Genomic DNA, 15411 nt, shown 5'->3' on the forward strand with positions numbered 1-15411 from the left:
GCTATCCGGAAAAGCATCTGCTATTTATAGCGGCCTGATTTTTCCCCCAACACGGGGATCGATAGTGCGTGTTAAGGAGAAGCAACATGCAAGAAGGGCAAAACCGTAAAACATCGTCCCTGAGTATTCTCTCCATCGCTGGGGTGGAGCCGTACCAAGTGAAGCCGGGCGAAGAGTATATGAACGAAGCCCAGCTGGCGCACTTCAAGCGCATTCTTGAAGCGTGGCGTAATCAACTTAGGGATGAAGTGGATCGCACCGTAACGCATATGCAGGATGAAGCTGCTAACTTCCCGGATCCGGTAGACCGTGCCGCTCAGGAAGAAGAGTTCAGCCTGGAGCTGCGTAACCGCGACCGCGAACGTAAACTGATCAAAAAGATCGAGAAAACGCTGAAAAAAGTCGAAGACGAAGATTTCGGCTTCTGTGAATCCTGTGGCGTTGAGATTGGTATCCGTCGTCTGGAAGCGCGTCCGACCGCCGACCTGTGCATTGATTGCAAAACGCTGGCGGAAATTCGCGAAAAACAGATGGCAGGCTAATCACTTCGCTGACGCATCTCTGGCGGGAGCTTTCTCCCGCCCTGATGCTTTAGTCATACGATGACAGATTCCCACTACATCGGGCGCTTTGCCCCCTCACCTTCCGGCGAACTCCACTTCGGCTCATTGATTGCCGCGCTTGGCAGCTATCTGCAGGCTCGGGCACAGAACGGTATCTGGCGCGTGCGCATTGAAGATATCGATCCGCCGCGTGAAGTCCCCGGCGCCGCCGAGACTATTCTTCGTCAGTTAGAGCACTTCGGCCTGCACTGGGACGGAGAGGTACTCTGGCAGTCAAAACGCCACGAAGCCTATCGTGAGCGCCTGGCCTGGCTACGCGAGCAGGGCCTCTGCTACTACTGCACCTGCACCCGCGCGCGTATCCACGCTATTGGCGGCCTTTACGACGGCCACTGCCGGGATTTACGCCTCGGCGCGGAAAACGCCGCTCTGCGCCTGCGGCAAACGCGTCCGGTCCTTGAATTTTATGACCAGTTGCGCGGTACGATCGTCGCCGACGAGCCTCTGGCGCGTGAAGATTTTATTATCCACCGTCGCGATGGGCTGTTCGCCTATAATCTGGCGGTGGTGGTGGACGATCATTTTCAGGGCGTCAGCGAAATCGTCCGCGGCGCCGATCTTATCGAGCCGACGGTGCGGCAAATTTCGCTCTATCAGCATTTTGGCTGGCAGGCGCCGGACTATATCCATTTGCCGCTGGCCCTCAACGCGCAGGGCAATAAACTGTCGAAGCAAAACCACGCTCCGGCGTTATCTACAGGCGATCCGCGCCCGGAAATTGTGCGGGCGCTAACGTTTCTTAATCAGGATGTCATTCAGGAATGGCAGACGCTGAGCATTGAGGATTTACTCAAGTACGCGGTAGCGAACTGGCGGCCGGAGCAAATCCAGCATTCTCAAATGCGTTCTGCTGAGCTATGATTAGCCGCTATTTTTTTGTCCTGAAGTCCGTCTGACACTACGAGGTGTACCATTTTTACCCGAGTCGCTAATTTTTGCCGTAAGGTGCTAAGCCGTGAAGAGCGCGAGGCAGAAGCCGCCGTCGAACAACTACATATGACGGTTATCCCGCGCGAGCAGCATGCAATTTCCCGCAAAGATATCAGTGAAAATGCCCTCAAGGTCATGTACAGACTCAATAAGGCGGGCTACGAATCGTGGCTGGTCGGCGGCGGCGTACGCGATCTGCTGCTGGGCAAAAAACCCAAAGATTTTGACGTCACCACCAACGCCACGCCGGAGCAGGTGCGTAAGCTGTTCCGCAACTGCCGTCTGGTCGGCCGTCGCTTCCGCCTGGCGCACGTAATGTTCGGGCCGGAAATTATCGAAGTCGCGACCTTCCGCGGCCACCATGAAGGCCACACCACCGATCGCGTCACCTCCCAGCGCGGCCAGAACGGCATGCTGCTGCGCGACAACATCTTCGGTTCGATTGAAGAAGACGCCCAGCGTCGCGACTTTACCATCAACAGCCTCTATTACAGCGTGGCGGATTTCACCGTCCGCGACTACGTCGGCGGCATGAAAGATCTGCAGGATGGCGTCATCCGGCTGATCGGCGATCCGGAAACCCGCTATCGCGAAGATCCGGTGCGCATGCTGCGCGCGGTGCGTTTTGCGGCGAAGCTCGGCATGAGCATCAGCGAAGAGACCGCCGAGCCGATCCCACGCCTGGCGACGCTGCTGCACGATGTGCCGCCGGCGCGCCTGTTTGAAGAGGTGTTAAAGCTGCTGCAGGCCGGCGACGGCTATCAAACCTATCTCCTGCTGCGCGAATATAATCTGTTCCAGCCGCTGTTCCCGACCATTACCCGCTACTTCACCGAGCGCGGCGATAGTCCGATGGAGCGCATCATCAGCCAGGTGCTGAAGAATACCGATAACCGCATTCGCAACGATATGCGCGTTAACCCGGCGTTCCTGTTCGCGGTAATGTTCTGGTATCCGCTGCTGGAAACGGCGCAGAAAATCGCCCAGGAAAGCGGGCTGGCCTACTACGACGCCTTCGCGCTGGCGATGAACGACGTGCTGGACGAAGCCTGCCGCACGCTGGCGATCCCGAAACGCATCACTACTCTGGTGCGCGATATCTGGCAGCTTCAGCTGCGGATGTCCCGCCGTCAGGGCAAACGCGCGTGGAAGCTGATGGAGCATCCCAAATTCCGCGCCGCCTACGATCTGCTGGAGCTGCGCGCCGGCGCCGAAAACAGCAGCGAACTGCAGCGTCTGACCAAATGGTGGGGCGAGTTCCAGGTCGCCGCGCCGCCGGATCAGAAAGATATGCTGGATGATTTAGGCGACGATCCGGCTCCGCGCCGCCGCCACCGTCGTCCGCGTAAACGCGCGCCGCGCCGCGAAGGCAGCGCATGACGCTCGCTTATATCGCTATCGGCAGCAATCTGGCCTCGCCGTTGGAGCAGGTTAACGCTGCCGTTAACGCGCTGGCGGAGATTCCTGACAGCCGGGTGATAAGCGTTTCCTCTTTCTACCGTACGCCGCCGCTGGGGCCGCAGGATCAGCCTGACTACCTCAACGCCGCCGTGGCGCTGGAGACGTCTCTCGCCCCAGAGGCGCTGCTCGACCACACTCAGCGCATTGAGCTGCAGCAGGGCCGCACGCGTAAAGCTGAACGCTGGGGACCGCGCACGCTGGACCTCGACATCATGCTGTTCGGCAATGAGGTGATTAACACCCCGCGCCTGACCGTGCCGCACTACGATATGCAAAACCGCGGCTTTATGCTGTGGCCGCTGTTTGAAATTGCGCCTGAGCTATGTTTCCCCGACGGTTTGGCATTGCGCGACGTGCTGGCCAATCTCGGCGCGGAAAAACCCGCGAGCTGGTAATACCCCTTCATTTTTTAGCAATTACGGCGATCGTGGTAATCGGTTGCCTAAAACCATTGCCCCCCTGAATGCGGCTGCTAGAATGCCGGTTAAAATGACTTTCATCATCAGGAAACGTTATGAAACCGACCACTATCGCCCTGCTGCAGAAATGCAAACAGGAGAAGAAACGCTTCGCCACTATCACCGCCTACGACTACAGCTTTGCAAAGCTGTTTGCCGATGAGGGTATCAACGTGATGCTGGTCGGCGATTCGCTGGGCATGACGGTGCAGGGCCACGACTCCACCCTGCCGGTGACCGTAGAAGACATTGCCTATCACACGCGCGCGGTGCGCCGCGGAGCGCCCAACTGTCTGCTGCTCGCCGATCTGCCGTTTATGGCTTACGCCACGCCGGAACAGACCTTCGAGAACGCCGCCATCGTGATGCGCGCGGGAGCCAATATGGTCAAAATCGAGGGCGGCGCATGGCTGGCGGACACCGTGAAAATGCTTGCCGAGCGCGCGGTGCCGGTGTGCGGGCACCTCGGTCTGACGCCCCAGTCGGTGAACGTCTTCGGCGGCTATAAAATTCAGGGCCGCGGCGATGCCGGGCAAGTTCTGCTGGATGACGCGCTGGCGCTAGAAGCGGCGGGCGCACAGCTGCTGGTGCTGGAGTGCGTACCGGTCGAGCTGGCGAAACGCGTCACCGAGGCGTTAACCATCCCGGTGATCGGCATCGGCGCGGGCAACGTCACCGACGGGCAAATCCTCGTCATGCATGACGCATTCGGCATCACCGGCGGCCATATTCCCAAATTTGCCAAAAATTTCCTGAGCACAGCGGGCGACATGCGCGCCGCGGTACGGCAATATGTTGCCGAAGTGGAGTCCGGCGTCTATCCGGGCGAAGAACACAGTTTCCATTAAGGAGTGTTGTTGTGCTGATTATTGAAACCCTGCCGCTGCTGCGCCAGCATATCCGTCGTTTACGCCAGGAAGGCAAGCGCATTGCGCTGGTTCCCACCATGGGCAACCTGCACGATGGTCATATGAAGCTGGTTGATACCGCCAAAGCCAGCGCGGATGTGGTGGTGGCCAGTATCTTCGTCAACCCCATGCAGTTCGACCGCGCCGAGGATCTGGCGCGCTATCCGCGTACCCTGCAGGACGATTGCGAAAAGCTGAACAAGCGTAAGGTCGATTTTGTCTTTGCCCCTGCCGCGGCGGAAATCTATTCGCACGGCCTCGAAAATCAGACTTACGTGGATGTTCCGGGGCTGTCGACGATGCTCGAGGGCGCCAGTCGTCCAGGCCACTTCCGCGGCGTTTCCACTATCGTCAGCAAGCTGTTCAACCTGATCCAGCCGGACGTCGCCTGCTTCGGCGAAAAAGACTTCCAGCAGCTGGCGCTGATCCGCAAAATGGTGGCCGATATGGGCTACGACATCGAGATTATCGGCGTGCCGATTATGCGCGCGAAAGATGGGCTGGCGCTCAGTTCGCGCAACGGCTATCTCAGCGCAGACCAGCGCAAAGTTGCGCCGGGGCTGTATAAGGTGATGAATGGCGCGGCGGAGAAGCTGGCGGCCGGCGAGCGCAATCTTGACGAGATTATCGCGATTGCCGCGCAGGAGCTGAACGAAAAAGGCTTCCGCGCCGATGATATCCAGATCCGCGATGCCGACACGCTGCTCGACCTGACGGAAAACAGCCAGCGCGCGGTGATCCTGATGGCGGCATGGCTCGGCGAAGCGCGTTTGATCGACAACCAGATAGTGGCGCTCGTTCGGTAGACACGGGTTAAAAATCGGGCAATACTGCCTGGAATTTCCTCAAGGCGGGCGTCACGTCCGCTTTGTTATCGTTAAGCTTTAAAGGTAGACGTTATGATTCGTAATATGCTGCAGGGCAAACTCCACCGCGTAAAAGTCACGCAGGCCGACCTGCACTATGAAGGCTCCTGCGCTATTGATCAGGATTTCCTGGATGCGTCCGGCATCCTTGAAAACGAGGCTATTCATATCTGGAATGTGACCAACGGTAATCGTTTCTCCACCTACGCCATCGCCGCGGAGCGCGGTTCGCGAATTATCTCCGTGAACGGCGCGGCGGCACACTGTGCAAGCGTCGGCGATATTCTGATTATCGCCAGCTTCGTCACCATGCCTGACGAAGAAGCCCGCACCTGGCAGCCGAAAGTGGCCTATTTCGAAGGCGAAAACGAAATGAAGCGCCAGGCCAAAGCTATTCCGGTGCAGGTTGCCTGATCTACCCCTGCGGCTGGTTGCTTATCAGCCGCGACATTGTCTCCAGCGAATCCGTTCTTAATATATACAGCCTTTTCAACAAGAACGGATTATCGCCCGGCTTTACCTTCCCTCTCACCGTAGTCACCGCCAGATGAAAACCGGCGTCGTTGGCGGCCTGGACCGCCTTAGCGTTATAGCCGCCAAACGGATAAGAGAGATACAGTACGTGGGGGTTAAACTGCGCCAGCGCCCGCCGCGAATGCGCAAAATCAAACAGAATATTGTGATAGCTGCGGCTGAGGAGAATCGGATGACGTTCAGCATCAACCCGATGCAGGAAATGGGTATGCGACTGCACGTCAAAGACGTCCTGGATCTGTTTTAGCTCGGAAATACTCATAAACTGCAGCGATTTCGGCGCCCATTTCTGCGGATGGCGCTTGATGCGCGACGAGATAATAAACGCCGTGGCGTGAAAGCCATACTGCTTGAGGATCGGGTAGGCATAGCGGTTGACCGACTTCAGCCCATCGTCAAAGGTGATCGCCACCGCACGCGCCGGAAGATTCACTTTATTACGCAGATAGCCTTCCAGTTGATACATGCTGAGCGTGGTGTAGCCCTGGTCGCGTAGCCAGGTCATCTGATTGCTGAAGGCGCGCACGGAAGTCGTCGTTGAGGTATGGCGAAAGCGGGTATTTTCTTCATCACGCAGAATATGGTGATAAGTCAGTACTGGGATGCCGTTATCTTCTTGCGCATCCAGACTGCTCACCCACGCCAGGCGGTTGCCGATACGAATCTGAAACCAGGTTTGATTAAGCCGATCTTTGAGTTTGCTGATAATCGGATAACGCAAATTATTCGCCAGGGTGCCAAATGGCGCGCTGCCCACGGCGGGGGCATCATAGATTGGCGTATCTTTCCAGGTAATGAGATTTTGGTTGCTTAGAGGCTTATGCAGATCGCCAAGGCTATCCTCCACCCGCTGCTTACCCTGTACCGGCCCCAGGTGGCCTTTATCGATAAAGCCGGTCGCAAAGCCAAAATTAAACTCATAGTAATCCGCCGCCGTCGGTACTACCGCCAGAATTTGCCCTGCCCGCACGTTGCCGACGCTCACCACCTGATTGCCAACCTGCGCCCAGATATCCGCATCTTCGGTCGTTTGCATATAACGTGCCGGCACACCCTGCTGGCTTAACAGGCTGGCAGAGGCGCTTAGCGCCGTGAACAGGAGGAGTAAAGCAAGAATTCGGGCAAACATGCGCATCGAGCCGGTAGACAAGAACTGCCGTCATTGTAACAAAAGCCTCATCAATACCAACGCTTAATTCCCGTACGGCTCATGCAGTAGTCGAAAAGGTGGATTTTTTTGCTGCTGATGCCAGAGGCTGCTCACCGCCGGGCCTCCGGCGCTGACAATGGCGTGTCGGAAGGCTTCGCTGCTCAGGTTCTGGCGCAGCAAATACATGCTTTCCAGTAATGGATAGTCGATCCCGGAAATCACTTCACAGTGGGTGTGCTTATGGCTCAGCAGCGCCGCCACGCGATAAGGCGCCGCGCCGGTATTATCGGTCAGAAAAATGACCCCGTCTCCACCGTCCGTCTCATGCAGCGCGTCGCACAACATGCGGCTCAGCATATTGCTGCTGAGATTACGCCAGTAGTTGACCGCCCGACACTGCGTCAGCGGCCCAAACTTTTTCTCCAGACGATCCAGCATCTCCTGCGCCAGTTCGTCATGACAGGTAATCACCCAACCTAACATCGCCCACCTCCTTAGCAGGCAAACAATGTAGCAAGGGAAGAGATGAATATCGGTGATGACAATCAAAATTGTTTGCCGGCGCTTCGCTGAACGGGGCAGCGAAGCGCCGTGGTTGACTAAATTAGCTGCGAAGCCCGCGTCCGCGCTGGATCAGATACCAGCACAAGAGATAAAACGCGACGATAAACACCACCAGCACGCCGAAGGTGGTGGCGAGCGGAACATCGTTAATGCCGAGGAAACCGTAGCGGAAACCGCTGATCATGTAGACGATCGGGTTCAGATGCGACAGCCCTTGCCAGAACGGCGGCAGCAGGGTCAGCGAATAAAAAACCCCGCCGAGATAGGTCAGCGGCGTCAGCACGAAGGTCGGAATAAGGCTGATATCGTCAAAGGTTTTGGCAAACACCGCATTCAGCAGACCGGCCAGCGAAAATAGCACGGCGGTCAGCACCAGGGTCAGGGCGACGAATATCCATGAGTGAACCTGGAACGGTACGAAAAACAGCGAAATCGCCGTCACCAGAATCCCGACGCACAGACCGCGGGCAACGCCGCCGCCCACATAGCCGGCGATAACCACGTGGGTGGGAACCGGCGCGACCAGCAGTTCTTCAATATTGCGCTGAAATTTCGCGCTGAAGAAGGAGGACGCCACGTTGGCGTAGGCGTTGGTGATCACCGCCATCATAATCAGGCCCGGCACGATAAACTGCATATAGGTGAAACCGTGCATTTCACCGATGCGCGAGCCGATCAGATTGCCGAAAATAACAAAGTAGAGGGTCATGGTTATGACCGGCGGCACCAGCGTCTGGATCCAGATACGCATAAAGCGGTGGATCTCTTTGGTCCAGATGCTTTTCAGCGCGACCCAATAAAGCTGCATCATGCTGATTCTCCTTTCCGGTCATGGACCAGCGTGACAAACAGCTCTTCCAGACGGTTAGCTTTGTTACGCATACTTAATACCTGTACGCCCTGCGCGCTTAACTGAGTAAATACGCTGTTAATCCCCTGCTCACGCAGCACCTCAACCTCCAGCGTCGACGTATCAACCAGACGATACTGATAGCCTTCCAGTACCGGTAATGGACTCTTAGGTGCCAGATCGAGAATAAAGGTTTCCGATTTCAGTTTGGAAAGCAGCGACTTCATCGAGGTGTTTTCCACCAGCTCACCGTTCTGAATAATGCCAATATTGCGACACAGCATCTCGGCCTCTTCCAGATAGTGGGTAGTGAGGATAATCGTCGTGCCTTTATCGTTGAGATCTTTCAGGAAGCCCCACATCGAACGACGCAGCTCGATATCCACCCCCGCCGTGGGCTCATCAAGAATCAGCAGCTTCGGCTCGTGCATCAACGCGCGGGCAATCATCAGGCGGCGCTTCATGCCGCCGGAGAGCATCCGCGCGCGTTCGTTGCGTTTTTCCCAAAGATCGAGCTGTTTAAGGTACTTTTCGCTACGGGCGATCGCTTCTTTGCGCTCGACGCCGTAGTAGCCCGCCTGGTGAATCACAATCTGCTGCACGGTTTCGAACGGGTTAAAGTTGAACTCCTGCGGCACCAGACCGAGCTGGCGCTTGGCGTTCACCACATCCTTTTGCAGGTCATAGCCAAACACGTTGACCTCGCCGGAGGTTTTATTCACCAGCGAACTGATAATGCCGATAGTGGTGGATTTTCCCGCGCCGTTTGGCCCCAGGAGCGCGTAAAAATCGCCCGCCTCAACCTGCAGATCGATTCCGCGCAGCGCCTGAACCCCGCCGGGGTAGGTTTTTTTAAGCTGTTTTAATTCCAGAGCAATGGTCATTAAATGTCTCTTCTCGTGTCGTGACACGCGATGGGTTGTTTTAAAAAATGTGAGGTTAACCTATATTAGCGCAACGCACTTACTTGGTTACAGGCCCGTAAACATCCATGAACGATATAGATACACTCATCAGCAACAATGCACTATGGTCAAAAATGCTGGTGGAGGAAGACCCCGGTTTCTTTGAGAAACTGGCACAGGCGCAGAAGCCGCGCTTTCTGTGGATTGGATGTTCAGATAGCCGCGTCCCCGCTGAACGTTTGACCGGCCTGGAACCTGGCGAGCTGTTTGTACACCGTAACGTCGCCAACCTGGTGATTCATACCGATCTGAACTGTCTTTCCGTCGTGCAGTACGCGGTCGACGTACTGGAAGTTGAACACATCATCATCTGCGGCCACTACGGCTGCGGCGGCGTGCAGGCGGCGATTGAAAATACCGAGCTTGGCCTTATCGACAACTGGCTGCTGCATATTCGCGATATCTGGTTTAAGCACAGCTCGCTGCTGGGGGAAATGCCCGAAGAGCGCCGCCTTGATACGCTGTGTGAATTGAATGTGATGGAGCAGGTTTACAACCTTGGCCATTCAACGATTATGCAGTCGGCGTGGAAGCGTGGACAGAAGGTGACAATTCACGGCTGGGCCTACGGCATTCACGATGGCATGTTACGCGATCTGGACGTGACCGCTGTCAGCCGCGAAACGCTGGAGCAGCGCTATCGCCAGGGCATTTCCAACCTTAAAAGCAAGCACGTCAATCACAGATAATTCACGCGCCCCTCTTAACTATCCCGGATAAGCCGGGATAGGCACTCCGCGTTACTCGTCCAGCAGCGTCACTTTGCCGATATACGGCAGGTGGCGATAGCGCTGAGCATAGTCGATACCGTACCCCACCACGAACTCGTCCGGGATCGCAAAACCGACAAACTCAACCGGCACCTTCACTTCGCGGCGGCTTGGCTTATCGAGCAGCGTACAAATCGCCAGCGATTTCGGTTCACGCAGGCTAAGGATTTCACGCACTTTTGACAGCGTATTGCCAGAGTCGATGATGTCTTCCACGATCAGCACATCTTTACCGCGGATATCTTCATCCAGGTCTTTGAGGATTTTGACGTCACGGGTGGTGGACATGCCGCTGCCGTAGCTCGAGGCGGTCATGAAATCCACTTCATGGGGTACCTGAACCTCACGGCACAGGTCGGCCATAAACATAAATGAACCGCGTAATAGCCCCACCAGCACCATTTCGCTGCCGCTATCTTTGTAATGTTCATTAATTTCACGACCGAGCTCAGCAATACGGGCTTTGATCTCAGTTTCCGGGATCATCACTTCTACAGTATGTTTCATAAAACTAACCATTTGATTCTTAATGTAAATCATCAAAGCCGCTGCGATTGCACCGACGTTGACCGGCAAGCCACGCAGTATACCAGTAAAAAGAAATATGCGATGCAGTGATTAATAAAGCCCATTTTGTGATTCCGATCACACTTGTTAAATCCTATAATTAATTGCAGTTAAAAAATTAACAAACAAACGAGTGTCCTTCTATGGCAGAAACAAAATCTCAACAATCACGGCTACTCGTGACGCTGACGGCTCTTTTTGCAGCGTTCTGTGGCCTGTATCTTTTAGCGGGCGGGGCCTGGCTGGTCGCTCTTGGCGGCTCATGGTACTACCCTGTCGCAGGCCTGGTCATGCTTGGCGTCACCGTCCTGCTGTTCCGCGGCAAGCGTTCTGCGCTTTGGCTGTACGCCGCGCTGCTGCTTGCCACTATGATCTGGGGAGTATGGGAAGTTGGTTTCGACTTCTGGGCGCTGACCCCGCGTAGCGACATTCTGGTCTTCTTCGGCATCTGGCTTATCCTGCCGTTTGTCTGGCGCCGCCTGCCGATTCCCTCCTCTGGCGCCGTTGCCGGGCTGGTTGTCGCCCTGCTGATTAGCGGCGGTATCCTGACCTGGGCCGGCTTCAACGACCCGCAGGAAGTCAACGGTACGCTGAGCGCTGATGCAACGCCAGCGGCCCCCATTTCCGACGTAGCCGATGGCGACTGGTCGGCGTATGGCCGCAATCAGGAAGGCCAGCGCTACTCGCCGCTGAAGCAGATCAACGCCGATAACGTGAAGAACCTGAAAGAAGCCTGGGTCTTCCGTACGGGCGATCTCAAGCAGCCTAACGATCCGGGTGAAATCACCAATGAAGTCACGCCGATTAAAGTGGGCGACACGCTTTATCTGTGTACCGCTCATCAGCGCCTGTTCGCGCTTGACGCGGCCACCGGTAAAGAAAAGTGGCATTTCGATCCGCAGCTCAACGCTGACCCCTCTTTCCAGCACGTGACCTGCCGCGGCGTTTCATATCATGAAGCCAAAGCGGATAACGCGCCGGCGGATGTGGTTGCCGACTGCCCGCGTCGTATCATTCTTCCGGTCAACGATGGTCGCCTGTTCGCCATCAATGCCGAAACCGGTAAGCTGTGCGAGTCCTTTGCCAATAAAGGCATTCTCAATCTGCAAACCAACATGCCTGTCACTACGCCGGGTATGTATGAACCAACATCACCGCCGATTATTACCGACAAAACTATCGTCATTGCCGGCGCCGTGACCGATAACTTCTCCACCCGCGAGCCGTCGGGCGTTATCCGTGGCTTTGATGTGAATACCGGTAAACTGCTGTGGGCCTTTGACCCGGGCGCGAAAGATCCCAACGCGATTCCTGATGATGAACATCATTTCACGCTGAATTCACCAAACTCCTGGGCGCCAGCGGCCTATGACGCGAAGCTGGATCTGGTCTACCTGCCTATGGGCGTAACCACCCCGGATATCTGGGGCGGCAACCGTACGCCTGAACAAGAGCGCTATGCCAGCTCCATCGTGGCGCTGAACGCGACGACCGGTAAACTGGCGTGGAGCTACCAGACCGTTCACCACGATCTGTGGGATATGGATATGCCGTCTCAGCCGACGCTGGCGGATATCGACGTCAACGGTAAAACCGTGCCGGTGATCTACGCTCCGGCAAAAACCGGTAATATTTTTGTCCTCGATCGCCGCAACGGTGAACTGGTTGTCCCGGCGCCGGAAAGACCGGTTCCGCAAGGGGCGGCGAAAGGTGACTACGTCGCGAAAACTCAGCCGTTCTCCGACCTGAGCTTCCGTCCGAAGAAAGACCTGACCGGCGCGGACATGTGGGGCGCCACCATGTTCGACCAGCTGGTGTGCCGCGTTATCTTCCATCAGCTGCGCTACGAAGGGATTTTCACCCCGCCGTCAGAACAAGGCACGCTGGTATTCCCGGGTAACCTGGGGATGTTCGAATGGGGCGGCATCTCCGTCGATCCGAACCGCCAGGTGGCGATTGCTAACCCGATGGCGCTGCCGTTTGTCTCAAAACTGATCCCTCGCGGCCCAGGTAACCCGATGGAGCAGCCAAAAGACGCCAAGGGTTCCGGTACCGAAGCCGGTATTCAGCCACAGTACGGTGTCCCTTACGGCGTTACGCTTAATCCGTTCCTGTCACCGTTTGGTCTGCCCTGCAAACAGCCAGCCTGGGGCTATATCTCCGCGCTGGATCTGAAAACCAACGAAGTGGTGTGGAAAAAACGTATCGGTACGCCGCAGGATAGCCTGCCGTTCCCGATGCCGATTAAGCTCCCGTTCACAATGGGTATGCCGATGCTGGGCGGTCCAATTTCGACGGCCGGCAATGTGCTGTTTATCGGCGCGACCGCGGATAACTACCTGCGCGCGTACAATATGAGCAACGGTGAAAAATTATGGCAGGCACGTCTGCCGGCGGGCGGCCAGGCGACGCCGATGACCTATGAAGTGAATGGCAAGCAGTACGTTGTCATCTCTGCGGGCGGTCACGGTTCGTTTGGCACGAAGATGGGCGACTATATCGTCGCTTATGCTTTACCGGACGACGCGAAGTAAAAAACAGAAGGCCCGGTTTCCGGGCCTTCTCTCTATGGTACATCTCTCTCTTTTCTATCGAAGCAAGTCACACGCCCCGCCCTTAGACGGGAAGCGAATTCTACACCGTAAATCCCAGCATCATTCCCGTATCTTCATGCTCCAGCAGATGGCAGTGCGCCATATAGGCATGTTCTTTCGGCGCATCGTGATCAAATTTCACCAGTACTTCACTGACATCGCCTTCAACCCTGACGGTATCTTTCCAGCCGCTCCTGTGGGGTGCCGGCGCTTTACCGTTTTCGGACAAAATACGGAACTGAGTGCCGTGAATATGGAACGGATGCAGCATCATGTCGCCTTTGCCAGAAATCACCCACCGCTCATACTGCCCTTTCGCCGCCGCAAACAGGGGAACATTCATATCAAAGGCTTTACCGTTGATCCGATTCGCATTATGGAAATCAAACTCCTTATTACCGTGCTTCATCTGCGCCGTGCCGCCATGATTCATGCTTCCCATGTCACCGTGGTTCATATTGTTCATATTCCCCATCTCTCCGTGATTCATCATCATGCCATGGTCCATGCCGGACATGGCCTGGTCGCCATATTTTTGCATCAGCGCCTGCATGCCCATCATATCGAGCATCGGATCCATCGAGAGCTGCAAAGTACGCTGAGTCAGGCCCTGAAGCGAGGGCAGCGCTGGCATAGCGGCCAGCACATCCGGCAGCTTACCGGAAGCCTGGATAGTCAGCGGCTGCACGCGTAACACTGGCTGCGGCCGATCAAACGGAGCGATCGCCATCCCCATCTGGTTGACCGGGAGCGTAATTAAATCGAAGGGCTTCCCGTCAGTGGTATCCACCAGCACTTCGAAACGCTCGCCCATCAGCACCGGCAGCGCGTTAACTTTCACCGGCTCAGCCAGGAGACCACCATCGCTTGCCACGACGTACATGGGCCGCTTATCGCTGGTGGCGAAATTCAAAGAACGCGCATTACAGCCGTTCAGCAGACGTAAACGTAGCCAGCCGCGAGGCGCAGCGTGCTCCGGGTACAGCGCGCCGTTAGTGAGCAGCGTATCGCCAAACCAGCCCACGGCTGCGCTCATAATATCGAGCTGATAATCAATCTCTCCCGCTGAGGTGAATTTTTTATCCTGCACAATCACCGGGACATCATCAATTCCCCACTGCTTTGGCAGGAGCAGCTTTTCGCTTTCTGCATCAGAAATCAGCACCAGCCCTGCCAGCCCCATCGCGACCTGTCTGCCGGTTTTACCATGCTGATGGGGATGGAACCAGCAGGTCGCCGCCCGCTGCGTTGGGGTAAAGGTCACCGTGCGGGAGCCTCCGGCGGCAATCACGCCCTGGGGACCGCCGTCCACGGCGCCGGGAACCTCCAGACCGTGCCAGTGCACGGTGGTCTCTTCCGCCAGACGGTTATGAATATCGATGGTCGCCTCCTCACCCTGCTTAAGCTGTAGGGCCGGGCCCAGCAGATTGCCGTTATAGCCCCAGGTGGTCGCCAGATGAGGGCCGAACTGCGTTTTTCCAGCCTGAATGATTAACGAGATGCGATTACGCGCGTCGGCGGTAAGCAGTTCGGGTACAGGCAAAGATGGGCGGCTGGCGGCAAAAACCGAGCGGCTCCATAGCGGCAATGCGCTGGCCACGCTGACCGCAGCGGTTAGTTTAAGAAACTCACGACGTTGCATTTTCACATCCTTTTTATTCTGCTGGTGAATAATTGAGCTTAAACCCTCCCCCAACAGGAAGGTCAAGCAGAAGAGTAAGAATAAAGCTCGGCGCACTGTAATGAAGTGTGCTAACTTTGTTTGTCCGTGATTCAATGGTAGAAAAAATGAAGACGCTTTTCAGAACAATAGTGCTTGGCAGCCTGCTGACTCTCTCCGCCAATAGCTATGCATTAAGCGAGTCCGAAGCGGAAGATATGGCTGATTTAACGGCAGTATTCGTCTTCCTGAAGAACGACTGCGGTTATCAAAATCTGCCTAACACGCAGATTCGCCGTGCCCTGGTCTTTTTTGCTCAGCAGAATCAATGGGATTTAAGCAATTACGACAGCTTCAATATGAAAGCGCTCGGCGAAGATAGCTACCGGGACCTTAGCGGAATCCAGATTCCCACCACTAAAAAATGCAAAGCGCTGGCCCGCGATTCGCTTAGCCTGCTCGCTTACGTGAAATAACCCCCCTTCATTTCATAATACGGTAGCCGTGCGAA

16 protein-coding genes are annotated in these 15411 nt (G+C 56.0%); 10 read left to right on the top strand and 6 right to left on the bottom strand.

Annotated features, from left to right (window positions below; genetic code table 11):
• The first annotated feature begins 86 nt into the window (after positions 1–86).
• The 7 genes from dksA (at position 87) to panD (ending at position 5660) form a co-directional block, all read left to right on the top strand.
• Complete coding sequence (gene dksA / locus ABLU96_RS02310) at positions 87–542, top strand: RNA polymerase-binding protein DksA (protein WP_004098689.1); 456 nt, start codon at positions 87–89, stop codon at positions 540–542.
• 60 nt (positions 543–602) lie between these two features.
• Positions 603–1484 (top strand): tRNA glutamyl-Q(34) synthetase GluQRS, encoded by an 882-nt coding sequence (gene gluQRS / locus ABLU96_RS02315; protein WP_014837424.1) that lies wholly within the window; start codon positions 603–605, stop codon positions 1482–1484.
• A 51-nt stretch (positions 1485–1535) separates the two neighbouring features.
• Positions 1536–2933, top strand: a complete 1398-nt coding sequence (gene pcnB / locus ABLU96_RS02320) for a polynucleotide adenylyltransferase PcnB (RefSeq protein WP_072065680.1) — start codon at positions 1536–1538, stop codon at positions 2931–2933.
• Complete coding sequence (folK, locus tag ABLU96_RS02325; protein ID WP_025106514.1) at positions 2930–3409, top strand: 2-amino-4-hydroxy-6-hydroxymethyldihydropteridine diphosphokinase; 480 nt, start codon at positions 2930–2932, stop codon at positions 3407–3409. Before pcnB ends, folK begins: the two co-directional genes overlap by 4 nt.
• Before the next feature lie 119 nt (positions 3410–3528).
• Positions 3529–4320 carry a 3-methyl-2-oxobutanoate hydroxymethyltransferase gene (gene panB, locus ABLU96_RS02330; RefSeq protein WP_004098680.1) on the top strand — a complete coding sequence of 264 codons (792 nt, stop codon included), beginning with the start codon at positions 3529–3531 and terminating at the stop codon, positions 4318–4320.
• 11 nt (positions 4321–4331) lie between these two features.
• On the top strand, positions 4332–5186 hold the full coding sequence (panC, locus tag ABLU96_RS02335; RefSeq protein ID WP_025106513.1) for a pantoate--beta-alanine ligase: 855 nt from the start codon (positions 4332–4334) through the stop codon (positions 5184–5186).
• 93 nt (positions 5187–5279) lie between these two features.
• The gene (gene panD, locus ABLU96_RS02340; RefSeq protein WP_004098675.1) at positions 5280–5660 is read left to right on the top strand and encodes an aspartate 1-decarboxylase; all 381 of its coding nucleotides are present in this window, start codon (positions 5280–5282) and stop codon (positions 5658–5660) included.
• Position 5661: 1 nt separating this feature from the next.
• Here the strand turns inward: panD and ABLU96_RS02345 are convergent, their stop codons facing one another.
• The 4 genes from ABLU96_RS02345 to ABLU96_RS02360 all read right to left on the bottom strand — a co-directional run bounded on the left by ABLU96_RS02345 (position 5662) and on the right by ABLU96_RS02360 (position 9228).
• Positions 5662–6915: a polysaccharide deacetylase family protein gene (locus ABLU96_RS02345; protein WP_025106512.1), complete on the bottom strand. Its 1254-nt coding sequence runs from the start codon at positions 6913–6915 to the stop codon at positions 5662–5664.
• 57 nt (positions 6916–6972) lie between these two features.
• The gene (locus ABLU96_RS02350; RefSeq protein ID WP_032748011.1) at positions 6973–7413 is read right to left on the bottom strand and encodes a PTS sugar transporter subunit IIA; all 441 of its coding nucleotides are present in this window, start codon (positions 7411–7413) and stop codon (positions 6973–6975) included.
• A gap of 121 nt (positions 7414–7534) precedes the next feature.
• Positions 7535–8305, bottom strand: coding sequence for an ABC transporter permease (locus ABLU96_RS02355; protein WP_004098668.1), 771 nt, complete (start codon positions 8303–8305; stop codon positions 7535–7537).
• The gene (locus ABLU96_RS02360; protein WP_004098667.1) at positions 8302–9228 is read right to left on the bottom strand and encodes an ABC transporter ATP-binding protein; all 927 of its coding nucleotides are present in this window, start codon (positions 9226–9228) and stop codon (positions 8302–8304) included. The genes ABLU96_RS02355 and ABLU96_RS02360 overlap by 4 nt, the downstream gene beginning before the upstream one ends.
• Before the next feature lie 107 nt (positions 9229–9335).
• On the opposite strand from ABLU96_RS02360, the gene can reads away from it, so the two are divergent.
• Positions 9336–9998: a carbonate dehydratase gene (gene can, locus ABLU96_RS02365; RefSeq protein ID WP_004098666.1), complete on the top strand. Its 663-nt coding sequence runs from the start codon at positions 9336–9338 to the stop codon at positions 9996–9998.
• A 51-nt stretch (positions 9999–10049) separates the two neighbouring features.
• On the opposite strand, the gene hpt is transcribed toward can, so the two are convergent.
• Positions 10050–10586 carry a hypoxanthine phosphoribosyltransferase gene (gene hpt, locus ABLU96_RS02370; protein WP_064374774.1) on the bottom strand — a complete coding sequence of 179 codons (537 nt, stop codon included), beginning with the start codon at positions 10584–10586 and terminating at the stop codon, positions 10050–10052.
• A gap of 203 nt (positions 10587–10789) precedes the next feature.
• Between hpt and ABLU96_RS02375 the strand changes: the two genes are divergently transcribed.
• On the top strand, positions 10790–13180 hold the full coding sequence (locus tag ABLU96_RS02375; protein ID WP_064405747.1) for a glucose/quinate/shikimate family membrane-bound PQQ-dependent dehydrogenase: 2391 nt from the start codon (positions 10790–10792) through the stop codon (positions 13178–13180).
• Positions 13181–13280: 100 nt separating this feature from the next.
• Here the strand turns inward: ABLU96_RS02375 and cueO are convergent, their stop codons facing one another.
• Entirely contained in the window at positions 13281–14882 is a 1602-nt protein-coding gene (gene cueO / locus ABLU96_RS02380; RefSeq protein ID WP_014227948.1) for a multicopper oxidase CueO, read from the bottom strand.
• A 146-nt stretch (positions 14883–15028) separates the two neighbouring features.
• Between cueO and ABLU96_RS02385 the strand changes: the two genes are divergently transcribed.
• Complete coding sequence (locus ABLU96_RS02385) at positions 15029–15376, top strand: YacC family pilotin-like protein (RefSeq protein ID WP_014227947.1); 348 nt, start codon at positions 15029–15031, stop codon at positions 15374–15376.
• The last annotated feature ends 35 nt before the right edge of the window (positions 15377–15411 follow it).

The sequence above is a fragment of the Klebsiella sp. CN_Kp106 genome (assembly GCF_040064575.1).
GTDB classification, from domain to species: domain Bacteria; phylum Pseudomonadota; class Gammaproteobacteria; order Enterobacterales; family Enterobacteriaceae; genus Klebsiella; species Klebsiella michiganensis.

What these genes read in the sequence shown, in the direction of transcription:
- panD (WP_004098675.1), top strand. Translation starts at nt 5,280, where the DNA reads ATGATTCGTAATATGCTGCAGGGCAAACTCCACCGCGTAAAAGTCACG.
- hpt (WP_064374774.1), bottom strand. Translation starts at nt 10,586, where the DNA reads ATGAAACATACTGTAGAAGTGATGATCCCGGAAACTGAGATCAAAGCC.
- ABLU96_RS02360 (WP_004098667.1), bottom strand. Translation starts at nt 9,228, where the DNA reads ATGACCATTGCTCTGGAATTAAAACAGCTTAAAAAAACCTACCCCGGC.
- ABLU96_RS02345 (WP_025106512.1), bottom strand. Translation starts at nt 6,915, where the DNA reads ATGCGCATGTTTGCCCGAATTCTTGCTTTACTCCTCCTGTTCACGGCG.
- can (WP_004098666.1), top strand. Translation starts at nt 9,336, where the DNA reads ATGAACGATATAGATACACTCATCAGCAACAATGCACTATGGTCAAAA.
- ABLU96_RS02350 (WP_032748011.1), bottom strand. Translation starts at nt 7,413, where the DNA reads ATGTTAGGTTGGGTGATTACCTGTCATGACGAACTGGCGCAGGAGATG.
- folK (WP_025106514.1), top strand. Translation starts at nt 2,930, where the DNA reads ATGACGCTCGCTTATATCGCTATCGGCAGCAATCTGGCCTCGCCGTTG.
- dksA (WP_004098689.1), top strand. Translation starts at nt 87, where the DNA reads ATGCAAGAAGGGCAAAACCGTAAAACATCGTCCCTGAGTATTCTCTCC.
- cueO (WP_014227948.1), bottom strand. Translation starts at nt 14,882, where the DNA reads ATGCAACGTCGTGAGTTTCTTAAACTAACCGCTGCGGTCAGCGTGGCC.
- ABLU96_RS02385 (WP_014227947.1), top strand. Translation starts at nt 15,029, where the DNA reads ATGAAGACGCTTTTCAGAACAATAGTGCTTGGCAGCCTGCTGACTCTC.
- ABLU96_RS02355 (WP_004098668.1), bottom strand. Translation starts at nt 8,305, where the DNA reads ATGATGCAGCTTTATTGGGTCGCGCTGAAAAGCATCTGGACCAAAGAG.
- panB (WP_004098680.1), top strand. Translation starts at nt 3,529, where the DNA reads ATGAAACCGACCACTATCGCCCTGCTGCAGAAATGCAAACAGGAGAAG.
- ABLU96_RS02375 (WP_064405747.1), top strand. Translation starts at nt 10,790, where the DNA reads ATGGCAGAAACAAAATCTCAACAATCACGGCTACTCGTGACGCTGACG.
- gluQRS (WP_014837424.1), top strand. Translation starts at nt 603, where the DNA reads ATGACAGATTCCCACTACATCGGGCGCTTTGCCCCCTCACCTTCCGGC.